The sequence below is a fragment of the Streptomyces sp. CGMCC 4.7035 genome, from assembly GCF_031583065.1.
GTDB lineage: Bacteria > Actinomycetota > Actinomycetes > Streptomycetales > Streptomycetaceae > Streptomyces > Streptomyces yaanensis.
Window position 1 is genome coordinate 275543 of the sequence record NZ_CP134053.1, and the last position, 23215, is coordinate 298757.

General features: G+C 70.4%; 23 protein-coding genes. 10 read left to right on the forward strand and 13 right to left on the reverse strand.

Features of this window, described 5'->3' with window-relative positions; translation table 11 throughout:
- Positions 1-43: 43 nt before the first annotated feature.
- Positions 44-1264 (forward strand): cytochrome P450, encoded by a 1221-nt coding sequence (locus Q2K21_RS01175; RefSeq protein ID WP_310763173.1) that lies wholly within the window; start codon positions 44-46, stop codon positions 1262-1264.
- 234 nt (positions 1265-1498) lie between these two features.
- Here Q2K21_RS01175 and Q2K21_RS01180 read toward each other — a convergent pair whose 3' ends face one another.
- The gene (locus tag Q2K21_RS01180) at positions 1499-3109 is read right to left on the reverse strand and encodes an ABC transporter permease (protein ID WP_310763174.1); all 1611 of its coding nucleotides are present in this window, start codon (positions 3107-3109) and stop codon (positions 1499-1501) included.
- Positions 3106-4020, reverse strand: coding sequence for an ABC transporter ATP-binding protein (locus Q2K21_RS01185; protein ID WP_310763175.1), 915 nt, complete (start codon positions 4018-4020; stop codon positions 3106-3108). The genes Q2K21_RS01180 and Q2K21_RS01185 overlap by 4 nt, the downstream gene beginning before the upstream one ends.
- Before the next feature lie 103 nt (positions 4021-4123).
- Here Q2K21_RS01185 and Q2K21_RS01190 point away from each other — a divergent pair, with 103 nt between their 5' ends.
- Entirely contained in the window at positions 4124-4627 is a 504-nt protein-coding gene (locus Q2K21_RS01190) for a GbsR/MarR family transcriptional regulator (RefSeq protein ID WP_310763176.1), read from the forward strand.
- Between the two features lie 200 nt (positions 4628-4827).
- Here Q2K21_RS01190 and Q2K21_RS01195 read toward each other — a convergent pair whose 3' ends face one another.
- Positions 4828-6339, reverse strand: coding sequence for an APC family permease (locus Q2K21_RS01195; RefSeq protein WP_310763177.1), 1512 nt, complete (start codon positions 6337-6339; stop codon positions 4828-4830).
- 218 nt (positions 6340-6557) lie between these two features.
- Between Q2K21_RS01195 and Q2K21_RS01200 the strand changes: the two genes are divergently transcribed.
- From Q2K21_RS01200 to Q2K21_RS01210, 3 genes are read left to right on the forward strand one after another with little or no spacing between them, the layout of a single operon-like run.
- The gene (locus Q2K21_RS01200) at positions 6558-7952 is read left to right on the forward strand and encodes an ethanolamine ammonia-lyase subunit EutB (RefSeq protein ID WP_310763178.1); all 1395 of its coding nucleotides are present in this window, start codon (positions 6558-6560) and stop codon (positions 7950-7952) included.
- On the forward strand, positions 7949-8722 hold the full coding sequence (gene eutC, locus Q2K21_RS01205; RefSeq protein ID WP_310763179.1) for an ethanolamine ammonia-lyase subunit EutC: 774 nt from the start codon (positions 7949-7951) through the stop codon (positions 8720-8722). Before Q2K21_RS01200 ends, eutC begins: the two co-directional genes overlap by 4 nt.
- A gap of 45 nt (positions 8723-8767) precedes the next feature.
- Positions 8768-9364: a Uma2 family endonuclease gene (locus Q2K21_RS01210; RefSeq protein ID WP_310763180.1), complete on the forward strand. Its 597-nt coding sequence runs from the start codon at positions 8768-8770 to the stop codon at positions 9362-9364.
- A 1-nt stretch (position 9365) separates the two neighbouring features.
- On the opposite strand, the gene Q2K21_RS01215 is transcribed toward Q2K21_RS01210, so the two are convergent.
- Positions 9366-10217 carry a diacylglycerol kinase gene (locus Q2K21_RS01215; RefSeq protein WP_310763181.1) on the reverse strand — a complete coding sequence of 284 codons (852 nt, stop codon included), beginning with the start codon at positions 10215-10217 and terminating at the stop codon, positions 9366-9368.
- A gap of 195 nt (positions 10218-10412) precedes the next feature.
- Here Q2K21_RS01215 and Q2K21_RS01220 point away from each other — a divergent pair, with 195 nt between their 5' ends.
- Positions 10413-11696 (forward strand): adenylosuccinate synthase, encoded by a 1284-nt coding sequence (locus Q2K21_RS01220; protein WP_310763182.1) that lies wholly within the window; start codon positions 10413-10415, stop codon positions 11694-11696.
- Between the two features lie 219 nt (positions 11697-11915).
- Positions 11916-13724, forward strand: a complete 1809-nt coding sequence (locus tag Q2K21_RS01225; RefSeq protein WP_310763183.1) for a bifunctional metallophosphatase/5'-nucleotidase — start codon at positions 11916-11918, stop codon at positions 13722-13724.
- Between the two features lie 45 nt (positions 13725-13769).
- Here Q2K21_RS01225 and Q2K21_RS01230 read toward each other — a convergent pair whose 3' ends face one another.
- The 5 genes from Q2K21_RS01230 to Q2K21_RS01250 form a co-directional block, all read right to left on the reverse strand.
- Entirely contained in the window at positions 13770-14144 is a 375-nt protein-coding gene (locus Q2K21_RS01230; protein ID WP_310763184.1) for a peptidase inhibitor family I36 protein, read from the reverse strand.
- On the reverse strand, positions 14141-14665 hold the full coding sequence (locus tag Q2K21_RS01235) for a hypothetical protein (protein ID WP_310763185.1): 525 nt from the start codon (positions 14663-14665) through the stop codon (positions 14141-14143). The genes Q2K21_RS01230 and Q2K21_RS01235 overlap by 4 nt, the downstream gene beginning before the upstream one ends.
- Before the next feature lie 7 nt (positions 14666-14672).
- On the reverse strand, positions 14673-15029 hold the full coding sequence (locus Q2K21_RS01240; protein WP_310763186.1) for a hypothetical protein: 357 nt from the start codon (positions 15027-15029) through the stop codon (positions 14673-14675).
- 68 nt (positions 15030-15097) lie between these two features.
- Complete coding sequence (locus Q2K21_RS01245; protein WP_310763187.1) at positions 15098-15298, reverse strand: DUF397 domain-containing protein; 201 nt, start codon at positions 15296-15298, stop codon at positions 15098-15100.
- Positions 15295-15762 (reverse strand): Scr1 family TA system antitoxin-like transcriptional regulator, encoded by a 468-nt coding sequence (locus tag Q2K21_RS01250; protein ID WP_310763188.1) that lies wholly within the window; start codon positions 15760-15762, stop codon positions 15295-15297. Before Q2K21_RS01250 ends, Q2K21_RS01245 begins: the two co-directional genes overlap by 4 nt.
- Before the next feature lie 374 nt (positions 15763-16136).
- Between Q2K21_RS01250 and Q2K21_RS01255 the strand changes: the two genes are divergently transcribed.
- From Q2K21_RS01255 to Q2K21_RS01265, 3 genes are all read left to right on the forward strand, one after another.
- Positions 16137-16820 carry a hypothetical protein gene (locus tag Q2K21_RS01255; protein ID WP_310763189.1) on the forward strand — a complete coding sequence of 228 codons (684 nt, stop codon included), beginning with the start codon at positions 16137-16139 and terminating at the stop codon, positions 16818-16820.
- A gap of 115 nt (positions 16821-16935) precedes the next feature.
- Positions 16936-17202 (forward strand): cupin domain-containing protein, encoded by a 267-nt coding sequence (locus tag Q2K21_RS01260; protein WP_310763190.1) that lies wholly within the window; start codon positions 16936-16938, stop codon positions 17200-17202.
- On the forward strand, positions 17199-17651 hold the full coding sequence (locus Q2K21_RS01265; RefSeq protein WP_310763191.1) for a PIN domain-containing protein: 453 nt from the start codon (positions 17199-17201) through the stop codon (positions 17649-17651). Before Q2K21_RS01260 ends, Q2K21_RS01265 begins: the two co-directional genes overlap by 4 nt.
- A 46-nt stretch (positions 17652-17697) precedes the next feature.
- On the opposite strand, the gene Q2K21_RS01270 is transcribed toward Q2K21_RS01265, so the two are convergent.
- The 4 genes from Q2K21_RS01270 to Q2K21_RS01285 all read right to left on the reverse strand — a co-directional run bounded on the left by Q2K21_RS01270 (position 17698) and on the right by Q2K21_RS01285 (position 23021).
- Positions 17698-18348, reverse strand: a complete 651-nt coding sequence (locus Q2K21_RS01270) for a hypothetical protein (RefSeq protein WP_310763192.1) — start codon at positions 18346-18348, stop codon at positions 17698-17700.
- Positions 18349-18411: 63 nt separating this feature from the next.
- Positions 18412-20868, reverse strand: coding sequence for a dolichyl-phosphate beta-glucosyltransferase (locus Q2K21_RS01275; RefSeq protein ID WP_310763193.1), 2457 nt, complete (start codon positions 20866-20868; stop codon positions 18412-18414).
- Positions 20865-21554 carry a GntR family transcriptional regulator gene (locus tag Q2K21_RS01280; protein ID WP_310780521.1) on the reverse strand — a complete coding sequence of 230 codons (690 nt, stop codon included), beginning with the start codon at positions 21552-21554 and terminating at the stop codon, positions 20865-20867. The genes Q2K21_RS01275 and Q2K21_RS01280 overlap by 4 nt, the downstream gene beginning before the upstream one ends.
- A gap of 111 nt (positions 21555-21665) precedes the next feature.
- Positions 21666-23021 carry an aspartate aminotransferase family protein gene (locus Q2K21_RS01285; RefSeq protein WP_310763194.1) on the reverse strand — a complete coding sequence of 452 codons (1356 nt, stop codon included), beginning with the start codon at positions 23019-23021 and terminating at the stop codon, positions 21666-21668.
- Positions 23022-23215 lie beyond the last annotated feature (194 nt).

Consider the following 23215-nt stretch of genomic DNA (forward strand, 5'->3'; position numbering starts at 1 on the left):
ACGCCTCTGGTCAGAGAGGGGGAGGCCGGGCTAGCGTCCGGGCATGGCAGTCCGATCCGACCTCGCGTTCGACCCCTGGAACCCGGCGTTCGTCGCCGACCCGTACCCCGCCTATGCCGAGCTGCGTGCGCGGGGCCGTGTGCACTACTACGAGCCCAGTGACCAGTGGCTGATCCCGCACCACGCGGACGTGTCGGCGCTGCTGCGTGACCGGCGCCTCGGTCGGACGTACCAGCACCGGTTCACGCACGAGGACTTCGGACGGACGGCGCCGCCGCCCGAGCACGAGCCGTTCCACACCCTCAACGACCACGGCATGCTGGACCTGGAGCCGCCGGACCACACCCGCATCCGGCGGCTGGTGTCGAAGGCGTTCACGCCGCGGACCGTGGAGCAGCTCAAGCCGTATGTGCACGGGCTGGCCGGCGATCTGGTGTCCCGGCTGGTGGAGGCGGGCGGGGGCGACCTGCTGACGGACGTCGCCGAGCCGCTGCCGGTCGCGGTGATCGCCGAGATGCTGGGCATCCCGCAGGCGGACCGCCCGCTGCTGCGGCCCTGGTCGGCGGACATCTGCGGGATGTACGAGCTGAGCCCGTCCGAGGAGACGGCGCGCAGGGCGGTGCGGGCGTCGGTCGAGTTCTCGGAGTACCTCCGGGAGCTGATCGCGACGCGCCGCGAGCATCCCGGCGAGGACCTGATCTCGGGGCTGATCGCGGCCCACGACGAGGGCGACCGGCTGACCGAGCAGGAGATGATCTCGACCTGTGTCCTGCTCCTGAACGCGGGGCACGAGGCGACGGTGAACGCGACGGTCAACGGCTGGTGGACGCTGTTCCGCCACCCCGACCAGCTGGCGGCCCTGCGCGCGGACCACTCGCTCGTCCCGTCCGCCGTGGAGGAGCTGATGCGGTACGACACCCCGCTCCAGCTCTTCGAGCGCTGGGTGCTGGACGAGATCGAGATCGACGGCACCACGATCCCGCGCGGCGCGGAGATCGCGATGCTGTTCGGCTCGGCGAACCACGACGCCGCGGTGTTCGACGCCCCGGACAGGCTGGACCTGACCCGCAAGGACAACCCGCACATCTCCTTCAGCGCGGGCATCCACTACTGCATCGGCGCGCCGCTCGCCCGTATCGAGCTGGCGGCCTCCATGACGGCCCTGCTGGAGAAGGCGCCGACGCTGCGCCTGGCGGCGGAGCCGGAGCGGAAGCCGAACTTCGTGATCCGCGGGCTGGAGGGGCTGAGCGTGGAGATCGGCTGATCACCTGTCCGGCTGAGCATGTGGGCGACGGCCAGGCTCACTGGCGACTGGCGACTGGCGACTGGCGACCGGCGACCGGCGACCGGCGACCGACGACTGGTGACCGGTGACCAGTAACGGCTGAGGGGCGACGGGTGACGGCTGATGACCGGCGACCGGCGACGGGTGACAGCTGATGGGTGACGGGCGATGGGGGCCGATGGCCGGAGACGGACCGGCCCCGATCGTCCACCCTCAGGCCGTCAGATCCCGTCTCCGCAGCCCCGCCAGCCCCCCGGCCACCAGCACCACCGCGATTCCGGTCAGCGTCAGCACCGGCCCCCACGTCATCTCCCCACCCGGCAGCTTCGGCAGATGTCCGTACGGCGACGCGTCCAGTACCGCCCGCGGCAGATCCAGCGCGGGCCCGACCCAGCCGATCAGCAGCGCCGCCCCGGCCACGCCCCACGCCGCCACCGCACCCCGCGGCAGTACGCCGTACACCAGAACGGCCAGGCCGCCGATCACCCACACCGCGGGCAACTGGACCAGGCAGGCGCCCAGGATCGGGCCGACCTCCTTGCCATAGCCCGCCGCGAAGCCCAGGCCCGCGAGGAGCATGATCAGCGCGGAGCCACCGAAGGCGATCAGCAGATGGCCGGCGGCCCAGCGCAGCCGGCCCACCGCGTTCGCCAGCACCGGTTCCGCCCGCCCCGAGGACTCCTCGCCGTACAGGCGCAGTACGGACGCCACGATGTACAGGGCCGCGACCAGGCCCATGATCCCCACCATGGCCGCGAGGAACGCGTCCGTCAGCCCGGACTGGCCGCCCATGCGCTCGAAGATCTCGCGCGCCTTCTTGTTGTCGCCGACGAGGTTCGTCGCGCCCTCCGTCATCCCTCCGTAGACGACCCCGGCGAGGAAGAAGCCGACGCTCCAGCCCAGTACGCTGCCGCGCTGCAGCCGCCAGGCCAGGGCGCCGGCCGAGCCCAGGCGGCCTGCTGCGGGGCCGGGCCGAGTGGGCAGGAAGCTCATGCCGATGTCGCGGCGCCCGGCGAGTCCGTACGCCACCGCGCTCTGGATCAGCACGGCCGCGGCGAAGAACAGGAGCACCCACCAGCGTTCATCCGCGTACGGCCGTTCGTTCTCCAGCCAGCCGAGCGGGGAGAGCCAGGTCAGCGCGGACGAGCCGTCGTTCGTCGCCGCGTCGCCCGCCGCGCGCAGGACGAAGGCGGCCCCCAGTACCGCCGCCGTCAGCCCGCGCGCCAGCCGTGCGCTCTCCGTCAGCTGCGCGACGATCGCCGCCATGGTGGCGAAGACCATGCCGACTCCGGCCACACCGAGCCCGAACGCCACCGCCCCCGCCCGGCCCTGGCCCGCCAGTCCCGCCGTGATGAGCAGCGCCAGTACGCCGTTCGCGACCGCCGCGGTCAGCAGCGCCGCCGTCAGCGGGGCCCGTCGCCCCACCATCGCCGACGAGATCAGTTCCTGCCGTCCGCTCTCCTCCTCGTCCCGGGTGTGCCGTACGACGACGAGCAGGCTCATGACCGCGGCGAGCAGTCCGGCGTAGACGCCGACGCGCCAGGCGGTGAGCGCGCCGAGCGACTCGCCGAGGACCGGTCCGACCATCGCGCGCAGCGAGGTGTTGGTGGCGATCTGGGCGGACAGGTCGGCGCGCTCGGCCGGGGTGCCGTACAGGCCCTTGAGGGTGCCCGGCATCGACAGCACCATCAGCGCGTTGACCGCGACCCAGACCGGGATCACCACCCGGTCCTGGCGCAGGGCGAACCTGAGCAGCGTTCCCGCACCGGCCAGTTGACGGTTTCTTCCGGCCCGTACCGCGACGGCCGGTGTCACGGCGGTCATCGGGCCATCGCCTCTTCTCCGGAGGGCAGCTCGTCCTGGTAGTGCCGCAAAAACAGCTCCTCCAGCGTCGGTGGTGTCGACGTCAGCGACCGCACACCCGACTCGCTCAGCGACCGCAGCACCGCGTCCAGCTTGTCGGTGTCGACCTGGAGCTTGACCCGATGGCCCTGTACGTCGAGGTCATGGACGCCGGGCAGGTGGGCAAGGCCGTTGGGCGGGCCCGCGAGTTCGGCGGTGACGCTGGTACGGGTCAGATGGCGCAGGTCGGCGAGCGAGCCGCTCTCGACCGTCCGGCCCTTGCGGATGATGCTCACCCGGTCGCAGAGCTCCTCGACCTCGCTGAGGATGTGCGAGGACAGCAGGATCGTGCGGCCGCGGTCGCGCTCCTCCTCCACACAGCGCTGGAAGACCTCCTCCATCAGCGGGTCGAGGCCCGACGTCGGCTCGTCCAGGATCAGCAGGTCGACGTCCGAGGCGAAGGCGGCGACGAGGGCGACCTTCTGCCGGTTGCCCTTGGAGTACGTCCGCCCCTTCTTCGTCGGGTCGAGCTCGAACCGCTCGATCAGCTCCGCCCGGCGCCGCCGGTCGAGGCCTCCGCGCAGTCGGCCGTACAGGTCGATGACCTCGCCGCCGGACAGGTTGCGCCACAGCGTCACGTCCCCGGGCACGTACGCGACCCTGCGGTGCAGTTCCACGGCGTCCGTCCACGGGTCGCGGCCCAGCACCTGGGCGGCGCCGGAGTCGGCGCGCAGCAGTCCGAGCAGGACCCGGATGGTGGTGGACTTCCCGGCGCCGTTGGGGCCCAGGAAGCCGTGGACCTCGCCGGTCTCGACGCCCAGGTCGAGGCCGTCCAGCGCGTGCGTCCTGCCGAACGACTTGTGCAGTCCCGAGACGGTGATGGCCTTGGTCATGCCCCAGAACGTACGCTTCTTTCAGAAATTTGTGAAGTTAAGGAAGGATGGAAAACGTGGGTAGACTCGACGAGGGTGCCTGACCAGGGGAGATGAGCCAGGGATGACGGAGCCGAAGGCGGTGGGGCGGGAACGGGATCCGGAGGCGGTCTCGCGGTTCGTGGAGCACTTCGCGGCGCAGCTCGTCGAGGCGGGGGTGCCGCGCATGCCGGCCCGCGTCTTCGGCGCACTGCTGGCCTCCGACGCCGGTACCCTCACCTCGGCCGAACTGGGCGAGCAGTTGCAGATCAGCCCCGCGGCGGTGTCCGGAGCGGTGCGCTACCTGGCGCAGGTGCACCTGGTGTCGCGGGAGCGGGAGCCGGGTTCGCGCCGGGAGCGGTACCGAGTGCACAGCAACCAGTGGTACGAGGCGCTCACCAACCGCGAGGCGCTCATCAAGCGCTGGGAGGAGGCCCTGCGCGAGGGCGTCACGAGCCTGGGCGCCGAGACCCCGGCGGGCCGCCGCCTCGCGGAGACCCTCGCCTTCTTCGAGTTCGTCGAGGGGGAGGTCGAGGCGATGATGGAGCGCTGGCGCGTACACCGGGACAGGACGTTCGGTCGCTCATAGCCACTGGCCGCATAGCTGCGGGCAGTCGTGCCTTCCCCCAGTGCCTTAAGGGCCTGGGGGGACCCCAGGGCGGCACGGGTGGGCGCTGGGGGTACCCCCTGCTCGAAGAGCTTGGGGGAGGCGCCCTGCAAGCGCCGGCAAGCGCCCCCCGGCCGACCCCGGCCGACCCCGGCCGACCCGCACAGCCAACCTCCGGAGGGCTACCGCTCCTTGGTCTCCTCCAGCACCGTCCGCCCCAGCAGCGCATACCGATCGGGCGACCGCCGCTTGAGGTACTGCGCGTACCCGACGCCGCCCACCGCGATCAGCGCGACCAGCCATGGCGTCGCCTTCAGTACCAGCGAGCCCGACTCAGGACCGGCCGCCACACCCATGTTGGACACCAGCAGCACGACCACCGCGAGCATCGCGACACCGCCGAGGAGCGGGGCGGTGAGGGTCCTGAACCAGTGCCGGCTCTCGGGGTGGTTCTTGCGGAAGTAGACCAGCACCGCGAAGGAGCACACGGCCTGCACGACGAGGATCGCCATCGTGCCGAGGATGGCGAGCAGGACGTACGTACCGGTGTACGGGTCCTTGCCCGCGAGCCAGAACGCCCCGATCAGCACCCCGCTGACCACCGTCTGCACCAGGCCCGCGATGTGCGGCGACCCGTGCTGGGGGTGGGTGCGCCCGACGGTCCGCTGCAGTGACGGCAGCACGCCCTCGCGGCCCAGCGCGTACATGTAGCGGGCGGCGCAGTTGTGGAACGCCATGCCGCACGCCAGCGAACCGGTGATCATCAGCCACTGCATGACGACGACCGCCCAGTGGCCGACGTAGTGCTCGGTGGGGTTGAAGAAGAGGGCGAGCGGGTTCGCCGAGGACGCCGCCTTCAGGGCCTCCGCCTCGCCGTTGCCCGTGATGGCCATCCATGACACGAAGACGTAGAAGACGCCGACGCCCAGGACCGAGATCATCGTCGCCTTGGGGATGATCTTCTTCGGGTCGCGGGACTCCTCGCCGTACATCGCCGTCGACTCGAAGCCGACCCACGACCAGAAGGCGAAGAAGAGCCCGAGCCCGGCGCTGGTCCCCTTGAAGGCGTTGACCGGGTTGACCGGGCCGAAGGTGAAGCCGTGCGGGCCGCCGCCGTGCAGGGCCACCGAGATCGCCATGGCCGCGAGGACCGTGACCTCGGTGGCCAGCAGCGCGACGAGCAGCTTCTCGGCGACGGACACGCCGAACCATGTCCCGGTCGCGTTGATCGCCAGCATCAGGATCGCGAATGCCCACCACGGCACGTCAACGCCCGTCTGGTCCTTGAGCGTTGTGGTCGCGAAGGTCGAGAAGATGCCGATCAGGGCCGGCTCGAAGACGACGTACGCGAAGGTGGCGAGGAGCCCCGACGCCAGGCCGACGGTGCGGCCGAGACCGTAGGAGATGAAGCCGTAGAAGGCGCCGGTCGAGGTGATGTGCTTCGCCATCGAAGTGAAGCCGACGGAAAAGATTGCCAGGACGACCATTGCGACGAGATAGCTCGCGGGGGCGCCGATGCCATTGCCCGCCGACACCATGAAGGGCACGTTGCCCGTCATCGCGGTGATCGGCGCGGCGGTGGCGACGGCCATGAACACCACGCCGAGCAGGCCCACGGCGTTGGGCTTCAGCCGGTGAACGACGCCGTCACCACTTGTCTTCGCGTCCGGGGCTACGCCCTCTTGTACTGCCATCGGGTGGCCCCTTCCGTGGTGCCGTGACCACTGTTGCCGTGATCGCTCCGCGTACTGCTGCTGGAGTGGAACTCTGTGGCCCGAATGAGTCGGTCACGGGTGTCGGGGCGTTAAATGTTTGTCAATCAGACCTTTAGGAAACGGTCGGGGCGAACACTCCTGTTAACTCTCCGGCAGCCCGTGGACCGGGCTCGCGCCGCCCTCGTACGGTCGCCGGCATGAGCACGTACACCTCGACCCTCGGCGGGCACCACTACCGCTTCGACTCGCTCGCGCGCCTGCTGGCCGCCGCGAGCCCCGAGCGGTCCGGCGACCGGCTCGCCGGTCTCGCCGCCGAGTCCGCGCAGGCGCGGGTCGCGGCGCGCTGGGCGCTGGCGGAGGTGCCGCTCGCCCGCTTCCTCGCCGAGCCCGTGATCCCGTACGAGGACGACGACGTGACCCGGCTGATCGTGGACACGCACGACGCACTCGCCTTCGCGCCGGTGGCGAGGATGACGGTCGGCGAGTTCCGGGAATGGCTGCTCACGGACGCGGCGGACGCCGCGTCGCTGGCCGCGCTCGCGCCCGGGCTGACGCCGGAGATGGTGGCGGCGGTCTCCAAGCTGATGGGCAACGCGGACCTGGTCGCGGTGGCCCGCAAGGCCCGGGTGGTGACGGCGTTCCGCTCGACTGTCGGCCTGCCGGGCCGGCTCGCGACCCGTCTCCAGCCCAACCACCCCACGGACGACCCGGCGGGCGTGGCCGCCGCCGTGCTGGACGGTCTCCTGCTGGGCTCGGGCGACGCGGTGATCGGCATCAACCCGGCGACGGACAGCCCGAAGGCGGTACGGGAGCTGCTGGAGCTGCTGGACGGAGTGATCCGGCGGTACGCGATCCCGACCCAGTCCTGCGTGCTGTGCCATGTGACGACGAGCGTCGACCTCATGGAACGCGGCGCGCCCGTGGACCTCGTCTTCCAGTCCGTCGCGGGCACGCAGGCCGCCAACGCGTCCTTCGGTGTCACGCTGGGCCTGCTCGACGAGGCGTACGACGCGGTGCGGGCGCTGGACCGCGGCACGGTCGGCCACAATGCCATGTACTTCGAGACGGGCCAGGGCAGCGCGCTGTCGGCGGACGCGCACCACGGCGTGGACCAGCAGACGGTGGAGGCGCGGGCGTACGCGGTGGCCCGCCGCTACGACCCCCTGCTGGTCAACACGGTCGTCGGCTTCATCGGTCCGGAGTACCTCTACGACGGCCGGCAGATCCTCCGCGCGGCCCTGGAGGACCACTTCTGCGGCAAGCTGCTCGGCCTGCCGATGGGCCTGGACATCTGCTACACCAACCACGCGGACGCGGACGACGACGACATCGCGACGATGCTGACGATGCTCGGGGTGGCCGGGGCGTCGTTCGTGATCTGCACGCCGGGCGGTGACGACATCATGCTGAACTACCAGTCGGCCTCGTACCACGACGCCTTGTACCTGCGCGAGGTGCTCGGGCTGCGCCCGGCGCCGGAGTTCGAGGAGTGGCTCGGCCGGATCGGGCTGCTGGACGAGGGCGGAGCGATCAGGGACGTCACGGGCACGGGACATCCGCTGACGGCGATCGGACGGGAGCTCGCGGCATGACGAACCGCCACCTCGCGGCGGCCGACACCTCCGACCTCGCGCTGTGGTCGGCCCTGCGTCGCCACACCCAGGCGCGGATCGGCCTGGGCCGGGCGGGTTCGGCACTCCCGACGAGACACCGCCTCGAACTCCAGGCGGCCCACGCGGCGGCGCGCGACGCCGTGCACTCGCCGTTCGACCCGGGCGCGGTCGCGGCCGCCCTGCCGGGCATGCCGATGATACGGGTCCGCAGCGCGGCGCCGGACCGGCTGACGTACCTCCAGCGACCGGACCTGGGCCGCCGCCTGAACGCGGCCGACCGCGCACACCTGCCGCGCGACGCGTGGGACGTGGTGTTCGTGGTCGCCGACGGGCTGTCCAGCCGTGCGGTGCACGACCATGCGGCGGTGGTGGTGCGGGAGACGGCATCCCGTCTGCCCGCCTGGAGATTCGCCCCCGTGGTCCTTGCCGAACAGGCCCGAGTGGCTCTCGGTGACGACATCGCCCACGCGATGGGCGCCCGCCTTTCCGTGGTCCTGATCGGGGAGCGGCCCGGCATGTCGGCGGCGGACTCTCTGGGGGCGTACCTGACGCATGCCCCGGTCCCGGGGGTCACGACGGACGCGGACCGCAACTGTCTGTCCAACATCAGGCCACCGCTGGGGCTGTCGTACGAGACGGCCGCGAGGAAGCTGGCGGCGCTGATGGGGAGGGCGCGGGAGCTGGGACGGACGGGCGTGGAGCTGAAGGACGAAACCGATCACGGAGATGTACGCAAGCGGCTACTCTGAGTGGCGGCTGGTCCGCATCAAAGGGGAGGGCGCATCATGACACTCATGGCAGAGCGACCGGTGATAAGCGGCACCAAGCCCCGCAGCGGCTTCGAGGAGCTTTTGGACCTCCTCGACGAGCTGCACGTGCCCGACGGCTACAAGGCCGAGATCATCAGGGGGAGCATCGTCTTGTCGCCGTGGTCCAAGGGGTACTACACCCCGGTCATGAAGTCGGTCTGCAACCAGCTCGAGCCCTACCTTCCCGAGGGGCACGTCATCGAGCGGACCCCGCAACTGTTCGTCTTCCCAGGGGTCGAGCGGGGGTACGGACCGGACATCCATGCGGCGCATGAGCGGGTCTATGGGACGACCAGCAGCCGGTTGGACGGAGAGGGTCTCTCCTTCGTTGCCGAACTCACATCGACCTCCACCAGGGACGAGGACCTGACCGACAAGGCCAAGACCTACGGGCAGGTCGGCGTCCCCATCTACCTGGTCCTCGACATGCAGGAGGAACAGGCATTCGTGTACGGGTCCCCTTCTCCGAGGGGGTACGAGGTCCGCTTCTCCAAGCCGTTCGGCGAGAAGCTGTACATCCCCGACCCGTTCGGATGCGAGCTCGACACGAACGGCTTCCAAGCCCCGAGCAGCGAAGCCTGACTCACCCCGACGCCGGCACCGTAAGCCCCCAAGCCCCCTCCCACACCGTCCACGTCCGCCTCCGCACCGGCCCCGCCACCACCGCATCCGCCCGGTACCGGAAATCCGCCCCGGACACGGTCACGGCCCGCCCGCGCGCCTCCAGCGGCGACGCCTCCGCCCCCACCGACACCGGCCGCACCTCTACGAACGCCGTCCCGGAGGCACCCGGCGTCACCGACACCCCCTCCACCGGCTGGTCCAGGTCCACCAGCGTCACCCCGTCGACCTCGACCCGCAGCCGCGAGGGCCCCGGTCCCGGCGGGACGGCGAGCCTGGCCGGGCGCGCCGCCAGCGTCCGTACCAGCGACTGCCGCACCCGTACCCATGGCCGCCCCGGCGCGGCCTCCCCGGCCGGCATCCCGTCGCGCTGGGACGGCACGGACGGCAGGGACGGTATCCGCAGCTCCCCGAGCACCACTCCGTCACTGTCGTCCACCAGCAGATCCAGCCGCCGCTCCACCCCGTCGAGGACGGCCCGTGCCGCCGCCACCGCCCCCGTCGGCACGCCCAGAGCCCCCGCCAGCGACAGCGCGGCCCCGACCGGCACCAGCGACAGCGCCGTGGCGCCCAGCTCCCGCCGCCGGTGCAGCAGGGTCACCGCGCGGAGCAGCGCCCGGTCGTCGCCCACGACCACCGGCCGCCGAGACCCCCTGCGATCCAGTGCCCGGGCGAATTCCTCCGGCCCTTCCGGGAGGCACACCTTCGTGGCCGCACCCGCGCTGAGCACGTCTTTCGCGATCCGTACCGCCTCACCGTCACTGTGACGGGCGACCGGGTCGATGACCACAAGGAGCTGGTCGGAAGTCGCCACCTCGGTCCTGCCTCGCTTCCTCGGGTAGCATCTTTGTGCAAGAGCCCCTTGCGCTATTGCGCCAGGGGCTTCGTCTATTCCGGGGCATCCGGTCCGACGGTTTGCGGCCAACGACGGCCGCGGTGCACGCGGCGGTGGACCCTCCGCGTACGCCCCTGACCTTGGACATGCCCCACCCGGAAGGGGTGTACGCGCGTGCCCGCACTTGTGCTGCTCGGTGCTCAGTGGGGTGACGAGGGCAAGGGAAAGGCCACCGACCTGCTCGGCGGCTCGGTGGATTATGTTGTGCGTTACCAGGGCGGTAACAATGCCGGCCACACGGTCGTTGTCGGCGACCAGAAGTATGCACTGCACCTCCTCCCTTCCGGAATCCTGTCTCCCGGTTGTACGCCCGTCATCGGCAACGGAGTCGTCGTCGACCCGTCGGTCCTGCTCTCCGAGCTGAGCGGTCTGAACGAGCGTGGCGTCGACACGTCCAAGCTCCTGATCAGCGGAAACGCGCACGTCATCACGCCGTACAACGTCACGGTCGACAAGGTGACGGAACGCTTCCTCGGAAAGCGGAAGATCGGCACGACCGGCCGCGGCATCGGCCCGACCTACGCGGACAAGATCAACCGCGTCGGTATCCGGGTCCAGGACCTGTACGACGAGTCGATCCTCACCCAGAAGGTGGAGGCGGCCCTCGACGTCAAGAACCAGCTCCTCACCAAGCTGTACAACCGGCGCGCGATCGCCGTCGACCAGGTGGTCGAGGAGCTGCTGGGCTACGCGGAGCAGATCAAGCCGTACGTCGCCGACACGGTCCTGATCCTCAACCAGGCGCTGGACGACGACAAGGTCGTCCTCTTCGAGGGCGGCCAGGGCACGCTCCTCGACATCGACCACGGCACGTACCCCTTCGTCACCTCGTCGAACCCGACGGCGGGCGGCGCCTGCACCGGTGCCGGCGTCGGCCCGACCAAGATCAGCCGCGTGATCGGCATCCTGAAGGCGTACACGACCCGTGTCGGCTCGGGCCCCTTCCCGACCGAGCTGTTCGACGAGGACGGCGAGGCGCTGCGCCGGATCGGCGGCGAGCGGGGCGTGACGACCGGCCGTGACCGCCGCTGCGGCTGGTTCGACGCGGTGATCGCCCGCTACGCGACCCGGGTCAACGGTCTGACCGACTTCTTCCTCACCAAGCTCGACGTGCTCACCGGCTGGGAGCAGATCCCGGTCTGCGTCGCGTACGAGATCGACGGGCAGCGCGTCGAGGAGCTCCCGTACTCCCAGACGGACTTCCACCACGCGAAGCCGGTCTACGAGTACCTCCCGGGCTGGAGCGAGGACATCACGAAGGCGAAGACCTTCGCGGACCTGCCGAAGAACGCCCAGGCTTACGTCAAGGCCCTGGAGGAAATGTCGGGCGCCCCGATCTCGGCGATCGGCGTGGGCCCGGGCCGCGACGAGACGATCGAGATCAACTCGTTCGTCTGAGCCGACGGGTGCACCCCTCCCTTCCGGCCCGCTCGCCCCTCGGCGGGTGGGCCGGAGTCATGGGTGGGCCGGAGTCAGGGGTGGCCCGTGCTGGCCCATTCTTGACCTGGACATGGCTCATTCCTGGTTCCCGGTGGCGCGGGCCGACGCCACGATCTACGCGTGTAGTCCCGCACGGCTCATCCATCCGCCCCCTCGCGCGCGTCCCAGGAGACCCGTATGCCCGTCAACCCCATGAACCGCCGGGAGTTCATGCAGAAGTCGGCCGTCACCGGTGCGGCCGTGGCCGCCGCCGGGACCGTCGCGGCGGCCCCCGCGCAGGCGGCCGACCGGAAGCCCCAACCCGCCCCCCGCACCTGGTCGTTCTCCATCCTGGGCACCACCGACCTGCACAGCCACGTCTTCGACTGGGACTACTACAAGGACGCCGCCTACAGCGACAAGGCGGGCAACTCCGTCGGTGTCGCGCGCGTCGCCACCCTCATCCAGCAGCAGCGGGAGGCGAAGGGTGAGGACCGTGTGCTGCTCGTCGACGCCGGCGACATCATCCAGGGGACGTCCCTCGCGTACTACTACGCCCGCGTCGACCCGATCACCGGCAAGGACGCCCCCAAGCACCCCATGGCCGTCGCCATGAACGCCATGCGGTACGACGCCGCCGCCCTCGGCAACCACGAGTTCAACTACGGCATCGACGTGCTGCGCAAGTTCGAGAGCCAGTGCCACTTCCCGCTGCTCGGCGCCAACGCCCTCGACGCCAGGACCCTCCGGCCCGCCTTCCGGCCGTACACCGTGAAGCGGATCTGTGTCCCCGGCGCCCCCGACATCAAGGTCGGCATCCTCGGGCTCACCAACCCCGGTATCGCGCTGTGGGACAAGGACAACGTCAGCGGCAAGATGGTGTTCCCCGGGCTGGTCGAGCAGGCGAAGAAGTACGTCCCGCGCCTGCGCGCCCTCGGCTGCGACGTCGTCTTCCTGACCGACCACTCCGGGCTCGACGGCTCGTCGTCGTACGGCAGTGAACTCCCCTATGTCGAGAACGCCTCCAACCTCGTCGCCGAGCAGGTCCCCGGCATCGACGCCATCCTCGTCGGCCACACCCACGTGGAGGTCTCCTCCTACACCGTCAAGAACGAGGAGACCGGCGAGGACGTCCTGCTCTCCGAGCCGTACTGCTGGGGCATGCGCCTGACCGTTTTCGACTTCGAGCTCGAACTGCACTGCGGCCAGTGGAAGGTCACCAGCAAGAAGGCCCAGACCATCAACCCCAAGGACGTCGAGGAGGACCCGGAGATCACCCGGCTCCTCAAGGCCGACCACGACCTCGTCGTCAAGTACGTCAACACTGCGGTCGGCACCTGCACGGAGGACCTCTCGGCGGCCGAGTCCTGCTGGAAGGACGTCCCCATCATGGACTTCATCCACCAGGTCCAGATGGCCAGCGTCGCCAAGGGGCTCTCCACCTCCGACGCCGCCCTGCCGCTGATCTCCGTCGCCGCGCCCTTCAGCCGTACCGCCGACATCCCCAAGGGCAGCGTCACGATCAAGGACATCGCGGGGCTCTACATCTACGACAACACCCTGTACGGCAAGAAGCTCACCGGCGCCCAGCTCAAGGACTACCTGGAGTACGCGGCGAAGTACTACCACCAGGTCCCGTCCGGCACGAAGGTCGACACCTCGACCCTGACCAACGCCAACAACTTCTGGGACTACATGTACGACACCGCCGCCGGCGTCGACTACGAGATCGACATCGCGCAGCCGGAGGGTTCCCGGATCAAGAACCTCAGCTACAAGGGCGCGGCGGTCGCCGACGACCAGGTCTTCGTCGTCGCCGTCAACAACTACCGCGCCAACGGCGGCAGCGGCTACCCGCACATCGCCGCCGCCGACATCGCGTACAGCTCCACCAACGAGATCCGCCAGCTGATGATCGACTACGTGACGTCGAAGGGCACTCTGAACCCGGCGGACTTCGCGGTCACCAACTGGAAGCTGACACAGGACGGGACGCCGGTGTTCTAGGCGGTCCATGGCCGGCGCCCGGCTCGCCCGGTGCGCCGGCCCCGTTCAGCAGCCCGTCGTCCAGGTGTGCGAGGCGCCCTGGTCGTTCGCGGCGCTGTCGTAGCCGACCTCCTGGCCCGGAGCCAGGCAGATGGTCACGTGGCCCAGCAGCTCGCGGGCCGAGTACACCTTGACGTGGTCCTTGACGCCCGGGCCGGAGATGCCGTGGTTCGCCCAGGAGGAGTCGTGCCAGGCCATGTCCCCCTCCCACCAGTGGTCGTCACCGCTGTGCTCGATCTTCAGCCCGGTGAAGTTCACGTCCGTCCACACACAGAAGTTGCCGCTGCCGCAGGGCACGGCCTGTGCGGAGGCGGAGGTGGCGAGTACGGCCCCGGCGGACAGGGCGGTGGCGGCGAGGAGGGCGGCGAGGCGCTTGTTCATGCCGATGGGTTTCCTTTCGCGGTGAGGAGCGATGTGGCCTCGGCGAGGGCGTGGGCACGCAGCCGCTGCCACTCGGCGATCTCGGCGCGGTGCCGGGAACGGACCTCGGCCAGGGAACGGTGGGTCTTCTCGGCCTCGGGCTGGAGGTTGTTCACGATCACCGACGTGCGGAACCAGCGGCGCTGGTCGCCGTAGAGCCGCTGCTGGGCCGCCGCGAGGCAGCCGTCGGTGTGGGCGCGGACCACATAGCCCGTGGGCAGGCGGAGCGACAGTTCTGCCGTGCCCGACCCGAACATGGCGTCGGAGACGCGGCGTTGTTCGACGGACGAGGGCGTCGGCTCCCCAGGGTGGGGCGGGGCCAGGCCCCGGCGGGCGAGGCAGCCGTCGGTGAGCTTCTGGGTCGCGGCCTTGATGACGTCGTCGGGGGAGGGGAGGGCCGGTGCGGTCGCTTTCGCCGCACAGGCGGTGAGGACCAGGCCGGAGACGAGGAGCGCGGCAACAGCCGTCGCACGCGGACGCATCTGCGGTTCAGCCCGCCTGGCACCCCATCGTGGTGTCACTGACACCGTCGAACTTCCCGCCCCACTCCCAGTTGTTGGAGTAGTCGTCGGGGTAGATCGCGCGGTACAGACAGCCGTCGGGCTGGTAGCTGATCGCGTAGACGGTCACGGAGGCATGCGAGTCGAAGGAGTACGCGTGCCGCTTCACACGGGGGTCCGCCTCCCGGTATCCGGGCGGCGCGTAGTCCCAGGCGCCGCCCGGTCCCATCTGATTCGGATCGGGCCAGAAGTACACGTGCCCGGGCGGCACGGCGGCGAGCGCGGGCGGGGCGGCGGCAGGGGACAGCGCGGCGACGAGGGCCGAGGCGATGACGAGGTGACGCATGGGCGGGGCATGCCCGTGGGCTTTCGCCCCTATGCGGCGCGTGTGTCCGGTTCACCCCTTCCGGGGGATCAAGGGGTACGGGTGCCCTTGAGGAACGCGCCCCATGCGCCGGGGGAGACGGTGAGGTGGGGGCCGGTGGGGTTCTTGGAGTCACGGATGCGGAGGGCGCCCACGTATCCGTGGAAGGCCTCGTAGGCGACTTCGACGCAGTTGCCGCCGCCGTCGCTGTAACTGGACTTGAACCATCGAAGGGTTCCGTTGCCGGTCATCGTTCTTCTCCTGCCAACCGCTCGATGAGGCTCAGCGAGTCGTCGGGACTCAGGGCCTGTGCGCGGATCTTCGCATAGCGGTGTGCCAGTTGGGACACTTCCGGAGGATCGCTGACGAGAATGCCCTGGTCCTCGATCTCCATGTAGACGAGGTGCTCGTGGTCCTTGGTCTCCACGAGCTTCATGGCGCCGCGGTCGCCCGCGTACGTGCCGCGCAGCCCGCGGTCCATAGGGAGCACCTGCACGCAGACATTGTCCCTCCGGGCGTCCTCGGCGAGCGAGCGCAGTTTGTCGCTCGCGGGCTGGGCGCACGTCTCCATGGCACTGATGGCCGAGCCGGTATAGCCGACCTTCTCTCCCAACTCTTCCTGGGTCAGCTGCTGTTGCTCGCGCAGTGCCTTCGCCAGGGCGGCGACCAGGTGTGCCGTCCCGCCCGCCTCCGCCTTGTTCACAGCCCGCGCCATTGCGGTCACCCTGGCCGCTGAGTTGGCGGTACCGGCCGTCGGCGTCCGGCGACCTCGTCCACACGCTTCTCCTGCGCACCGCCCTTCACTCTGCGGAGTGAAATGCGTGAACGTTCGCCCGGGAAAAGCCAGTTCCGGCTTGCATTCGTCGCTCTGCGTGCCCATAGAGTCGCGCCAACAAGAAACGCCCCCGCGGTGCGCCAACACCCGGGGGCTCGACACCAGGAGCGGCAGCTCCACCAGGAAGGCTGGCGCTCCCAATGCGCATTCATCGTACGACGCCCACGCGCGCCTTTTCCGTCTTCTCCAACGCTCTTCTCCGCGACCGCAGCATCTCCTGGTGCGCGGTAGGCGTACTGACGTACCTATTGAGCTTGCCGAACGACTCCCGCGTCACCATCCGTACGCTCGCCGAGCAGCGCAAGGAGGGGCGGGCGCGGATCGCTGCCGCCCTGCATGAGCTGGAGGAATCCCGGTATCTGCGGCGGGTGGTGCACAAGAGCAGGTCGACAGGCCAACTCTTCACCGTCTACGAGGTGTTCGACACTCCGTACGAGGACGAGCCGCCGACGGGTGAATCGGAGGAATCCCAGAACCTGGCCTCCGGCGAGTCGGACATCGCGCCGTCGGACGCTCCCCCTTCGGGGGAAAATACCAGGGAAGAAGAACCTCCCTCCCCGCCGGCCGCTCCGAGCGAGCGCACCGCGCTCGCCGCCAAGCTGCTCGGCTCGCTCGGCCGCACGGATCCCCGGCTCTCGCTCGGTGCCGCCGAGGCGCTGCGGCTCGCGCCGTTGGTGGAGGAGTGGTGGGACGCGGGCGCGAGCAGTGCCCAGGTGAGGGCGGCCCTGACGGACGGGCTGCCGTCCCACGTGTACTCGCCGCGCGCCCTCGTCGAGAACCGACTGCGCCGCAAGCGCCCGGCGCGACCGACGGCTGCGCCGGTCACAACCGTCGAAGTCGAGATGCGCAAGCCCGGCGCGTCCGCCTACCGGGATGCCGCGCGGCGCGGCGGCGCGCTGGCCTGGGCGCTGCTGCGGGGGCACGCCGTGCCCGCGTAGGCGCACAGACTCCCGGCCGCACTGCCGTGCCGCCAGGTCCTTCGAGAGAAGCGGAGTGCTGATGACCGTCACACTCGAACGTCCTGAGGCGGTATACCGACGGTATACTTTGCCCATGGCTGACACCACGATCAAGGTCGACCCCACCGTCCGCGACCGTCTCCAGGAGCTGGCCCGGGATCGCGGGATGAGCATGCGGGACCTCGTGGCGGAGCTGGCCGGGGCCACGCCCACCAAGGAAGAGCTGCGCAAGCGGTATGAGGAGACCAAGGCGTACGTGGAGGAGCACTTCCTGGGCAGGCCGTACACCGAGGAGGACGAGAGGGCCGGCGAGAAGCTGTGGGCCGACCTGGAGGCCGGGCGCATCGGGGAGGTCCAGTGAGCGAGCAGGACCAGTACCCGCTGCCGCGTGCTGTCATCTTCGACGACACGGCCGCCCTCGCGCTCGGCGCGGGGAACAGTATGGCCTCGCGGCTCGTCGTCGAGGCCGAGAAGCATCCCGCCCTGCGGGTGTACATCCCCGCGCTCAGCCTGGCCGCCGCCGAGCGGGAGCGGGCGGGGGTTGCCGAGCACCTCGGCGCGTTGCCGTCGGTCAACATCGAGGCGCTCGACTTCGCTGCGGCGACCGCCGTGGGCAAGCGCCTGCGGACAGCGGCCGCCGCGGAGGCGGAGGACGACGGCAAGCTGGAGCCGGACTGGAGCGGTGCGCACGTGCTGCACCTCGCCCTGCCCACGGTGGAGTGGCCGCGCGGCCGTCCCGTCCTGACCAGGACGCCTACCCGGTACCGCGGCACGGGTATCCGCACCATCCGCATCGTCGAGCAGGGCTGACGAGAGGCCGGGGCAGGGTGCCCGTCCAGGGTGCCCTGCCCGCGCCTCAGCTGAACACGATCATCGATCCCTGGGCGAGGCTTCGCGTCGCCGCCGCGTGCAGGCCCAGCCACACGTGCCGTTCGCGGGCGAAGGGGCTCGGGTCGTACGGGGCGGGGAGCGCCGGTTCCTCCAACGCCGTGGGGGCGAGCGGGGGTCCGGGGGCGACCGGTGGGTTCGCCGGGTCGATGCCGATCGACGGTGCCACGTACTCCAGCTCCCGCAGCAGCGCCTGGGACGACCCCAACGGGCCGCCGCCCGCGAGGAGTTCGTCGTTCGACAGCGGCTGCGCGAAGTCCACCGGGACATACGCGCCCGCGTGGTCGTAGTGCCACACCAGATGCGACTGCTGGGCCGTCGACTCGAACATCTCCAGGAGCTGCTCGTAGTCGCCGCCCAGTTCGTCGACCGGGGTCACGGCCAGCCCGCACACCTGGAGCAGATACGCGCGGCGCAGGAAGTGCAGCGCGTCGTAGTCGAAGCCCGCGACCGGCGCCACCTCGCCGGTCAGTCCCGGCATGTACTGGTACACCGGCACCGGCGGCAGTCCGGCCTCGCCCAGCGCCTTGTCGTAGAGGGCGAGTTCCTCGGCGAACGGGTTGTCGGGCGTGTGGCACAGCACGTCGACGAGCGGGACCAGCCACAGGTCACAGGCCAACAGTAAGCTCCTCGGGTTATCGGAGTGGTGGAGGCAGCGTAGTAGGCGCGGGCGAAGAGCGCCTCAACCGTGCAGGTCCCATACCCACACCCCGTCGACCCACGTACCGGGCCGCCCCACCAGCTTGTCCACGGTGTCACGCAACTGGTCCTGGTACTGCTGCGGTGGCAGCACCAGTGCCCCCGCCTTCCAGTACGCGAAGTCGGCGCGCGCCTGCGCCTGCCAGTTCTTGCCGATCACGGGGGCCACCCCGGTGAAACTGACCTCGCGCAGCATGTTCGAGGTGTAGCGGGGCGAGGCACCGTAGATGCCGATCCGCTCGCTGCCGTAGGGGCCGTTGAAGTATCCGCCGGGCAGTTTGAACTCCAGGCCCGCCGCGGTCTGCCAGTGCAGCGCCTCCGCGTTGCCCGAGTCGGGGAGCGGAATCGGCACCAGCGTCTCGTCATCGCCGACGTACGACTGCCACGTCCCGTCCGCGATGAAGGCCGGCACCTCCACGCGCTCGACCGCCTTCAGCGGGGCCGGGACGATCGGGACGATCGCCGCCGCGACCGCCGTGAGACCGATGAACTGGTTGCCGATGTTCGGCGTGCGCACCAGCCGCTCGATCGCCACCGCCAGTAACGCGCCCAGCGCGGGCGCGCAGATCATCGCCACCCGGCCCTCGATGACCGACTCGAACAGGGGCTTGTCCGACAGCAGCGCCCAGGGGCCGGGCGCCGTGCTGTGCGAGAGCGGGATCTGGAAGCGCGGGCCGAGGGAGAGGAACGCGGCGGCCATGGCCGTGAACGCCAGCGCCTTGACCAGGGCGTGCTCCCACAGGCGTACGAGGATCGCGAAGGCCAGGGCCACCAGCGGCCAGCCGTAGAAGGCGTTCTGCTCGGTGGGGTTCAGGGACAGCGCGCTCGCCGTCATCTCGTCGCCCGCGATCAGCGAGCGCTCGGCGAACGAGAACAGGGCCAGCGGACTGTTGCCCGCGTTGTCGCCGTGCAGCACGCTCTTGTAGCTCTGCGGGCCGGAGAACTGCCAGTACAGGGGGAGCGCGACCAGCGGGAGGCAGACCGCCCCGCCGATCGCCAGGCCCTTCAGCAGCGGCCGCCAGACCGCCTTCGCCACGTCCCGGCGCACGACCGCGTACGCGCCCGCGAACAGCAGCATGCCGAGGGAGGCGAGCAGCAGCGGTTCCTCGCCGAGGAAGATCTGGTATGTGGTCATCAGCCCGAGGACCACCCCGTCCCGTACGACCCGCGTGCCCGCGCACAGCCGCAGCGCGCGGTCGATGATCAGCGGGATCATGAACAGGACCATGAAGTTCGGGTGCGCGTTGGCATGGCTGACCATCGGGGGCGCGAAGGCGGCGAGCGCCGCGCCGACGAAGGCCGCGCCCCGGTGCCGTACGACCCGTTTCGCGATCAGCCAGTACCAGGCCGCGGCCGTGGCGGCCAGCCCGAGCGTCATCACCAGGGCCAGGGAGATCGCGGGGCCCAGCAGCAGGGTGACCGGTGCGAAGGGCACGGTCAGGCCCAGCATGACCGTGTTGGCCATGAGGTTCACGCCGTCGGGGAAGCCCTGGAGGGTGGTGAAGAGCGGGTTGCGGAGATGGGCCACGTTGTCGGCCGTCACCGCGAAGAACCACTCCCACTGGTTCTGGTCCTGGAGCGAGTCCGGGAGATAGCGGTGGTCCGGGTCGGCCCAGCGGCCCGAGTAGAGGACCACCGACATCAGCAGGAACATCGTGACCGCGAGGAGGTCGGCGGGACGGACGGAGCGGACCTTGAGGGTGGTCAGCTCGGCCAGCACGCGGGCGTAGTCCAGCGGGCGGAGCTTCGAGCCCGGCTGGTGCGCCCAGCGCACCGGCACCTCGGTGACCGGCCAGCCCGAGCGCCGGAAGTGCTGGAGGATCTCCACGTCGATGCCCCAGCCGCTCAGCCGGGAGGCGGCGAACGCCTCACGGGCGCGGTCGCCGTCGAAGAGCTTGAAGCCGCACTGCGTGTCGCGGATGCCGGGCACGGCGATCCGGCGTATCAGGAAGTTCCCGGCGCGCCCGAGCAGCTCGCGCACGCGGCTCTGGTGCCGTTCTATGGTCGCGCCCGGCGCCGAGCGGGAGCCGATCGCCGCCGAGTGCCCCTCGGACATCGCCTTGTCCAGCGCATCCAGTTCCTCGATCGGGGCGGCCAGATCGGCGTCCGTGACCAGGACGAGGCGGCCGTAGGAGGCGAGGACGCCCAGGCGCAGGGCGTTGCCCTTGCCGCGGTTGCGGGGGCTGGTGACGAGCTGCACGCGCCGCTCGCGGGCCGAGGCGGCGGTGACCACGTCTCGCGTGCCGTCCGTCGAACCGTCGTCGACGACGACGACCTCCCACTCGCCGAAGCGGCCCTCGTTCTCGCGCAGATAGCCGACGATCGCGTCGAGCGTGGGTCCGAGCCGTTCTTCCTCGTTGTAGGCGGGGACGACGACGGACAGGTCGATGGAGGTGGCCGACATGTCCTCTATGACGTCCGTGGCCTCCGGAACGCTCATCCGGCCGTCAGCCGCTCGAGGAGGGCCAGCGCGTGCCTGTTGTACGCGGAGACGACGGCCTGCGCGGCGGCGGGATCCCGGCGGGCGAGGGCGTCGACGAGCTCGGTGTGCCCGGACCAGAGGCTGCCCTTCAGCTCGGTGACCTTGCGCAGATGCTGGACCGCGCAGACCCAGGACTGCACGCGCAGCCGGTGCAGGAAGTCGGTGAGGTAGGGGTTGCCGTACAGGGCGCTGACCTCGCGCCAGAAGCGCAGGTCGTAGCCGATGAGGATGTTCAGGTCGCCGGCGCCGGCGGCGCGCTCGGCCTCCTCGCCGCGGCGGCGGACCCCGGCCAGGGCGGCGATGGTGCGGGGGTCTTCCAGGGTGGCCTTCCCGTCGCCGTCGACGAGCCGGAGGAAGATCCCGTCGGTGACGAGGCTGCGGGCCTCGATCATCCCGCGGTAGTCGTCGAGGGAGTAGGCATGGACCTCGAAGCCCCGGTGCTGGACGGCGTCCAGGAGGCCCTGGGCCGACAGGTCGACCAGGGCCTCACGGACGGGGGTCGCGGAGACGCCGTACTGATCGGCGATCTCCTTCACCGTGAACTCCTGCCCCGGCTGCAGCCGGCCGGCCAGCACCTCGTCGCGGAGCGCGTCCGCGATCTGCTGCCGCAGGGTGCTACGGGTAACGGAGCCATTGCCGGGCATCGTGGTCAGGATCCCCCATCCGCGTACGGGTACGTGTTCCTCTTCGAGCACGCCACCTTACGCGGTGGGGGTTCCCGCGCTCACGCGGTGTATTGCCCTGCATCCGCCCGCTTACGCGGTGTACTCGTCCGCCACCGACAGAGCCGCGTCCAGGGCCGCGAGGCCCTCCTTCGCCTCCGCCTCGGTGATGTTGCAGGGCGGGACGACGTGCGTGCGGTTCATGTTGATGAAGGGCCACAGGCCGTTGGCCTTCGCGGCGGCGCCGAACGCGGCCATCGGCGCGTTCGCCTCACCGGCCGCGTTGTACGGCACGAGCGGCTCCCGGGTCTCGCGGTTCTTGACCAGTTCCAGGGCCCAGAACATGCCCACGCCGCGTACGTCGCCCACCGACGGGTGCCGTTCGGCCAGATCGCGCAGCCCCGGCTCGATGACCTGCGCGCCGACGACCGCCGCGTTCGCGACGACGCCCTCCTCGGCCATCACCTGGAGCGTGGCGACGGCGGCGGCGCAGGCCAGCGGGTGCCCGGAGTACGTCAGACCGCCCGGGTAGGCCCGCTTCCCGAAGGTCTCCGCGATCTTCCCGGAGATGGCGACGCCGCCGAGCGGCACATAGCCGGAGTTCACGCCCTTGGCGAAGGTCATGAGGTCGGGGGTCACCTCGAAGAGGTCCGCCGCGAACCACTCGCCGGTGCGCCCGAACCCGGCCATCACCTCGTCGAGGACGAAGACGATCCCGTACTTGTCGCACAGGTCGCGGACGCCCGCGAGGTAGCCGCGCGGCGGGACCATGATCCCGGCGGTCCCGGGGATGGTCTCCAGGATGATCGCGGCGATCGTGCCCGGACCCTCGAAGGCAATGGTCGTCTCCAGATGCTCCAGCGCCCGCTCGCACTCCTGCTGCTCGGTCTCGGCGTAGAACCGCGAGCGGTACAGGAACGGCGCCCAGAAGTGCACCACGCCCGCCGCGCCGCTGTCGGAGGGCCAGCGGCGCGGGTCGCCGGTGATGTTCACGGCCTGCTGGGTGCCGCCGTGGTACGAGCGGTACGCGGACAGCACCTTGGGCCGCCCGGTGTGGATCCGCGCCATGCGTACGGCGTGCTCGACCGCGTCGGCGCCGCCGTTGGTGAAGAAGATCTTGTCGAGGTCGCCGGGCGTGCGCTGGGCTATCAGCCGGGCGGCCTCCGACCGGGCCTCCACGGCGAAGGCGGGCGCGAAGGTGGTCAGGGTGGCGGCCTGCTCCTGGATCGCGGCGACGACCTTCGGGTGCTGGTAGCCGATGTTGGTGAAGACGAGCCCGCTGGTGAAGTCGAGGTAGCGGTTGCCGTCGTAGTCCCAGAAGTACGACCCCTCCGCACCGGCGACGGGGAGCGGGTCGATGAGCTCCTGCGCTGACCAGGAGTGGAAGACGTGCGCGCGGTCCGCGGCCTTGACGGCGGCACCGGCCTGAGGGTCGGTCTGAGGGGTCATGCGCCCGAGGTTAGGTGGGCGGGATGCGGACGTGACATGGGCGTCCTGTCTGCGGTGGGGGGCTTTCCGCGACAGTCTGTCGCGTGTTCCGGGGGTGCCGCCGGCGCTCGACGAGGTCGTCGGGTCCGTTACGGAACCGTAGACACCGCTCCTGCCGACTCCTTGTACGGCAGCACTATCCTCTGGCTGTCGCC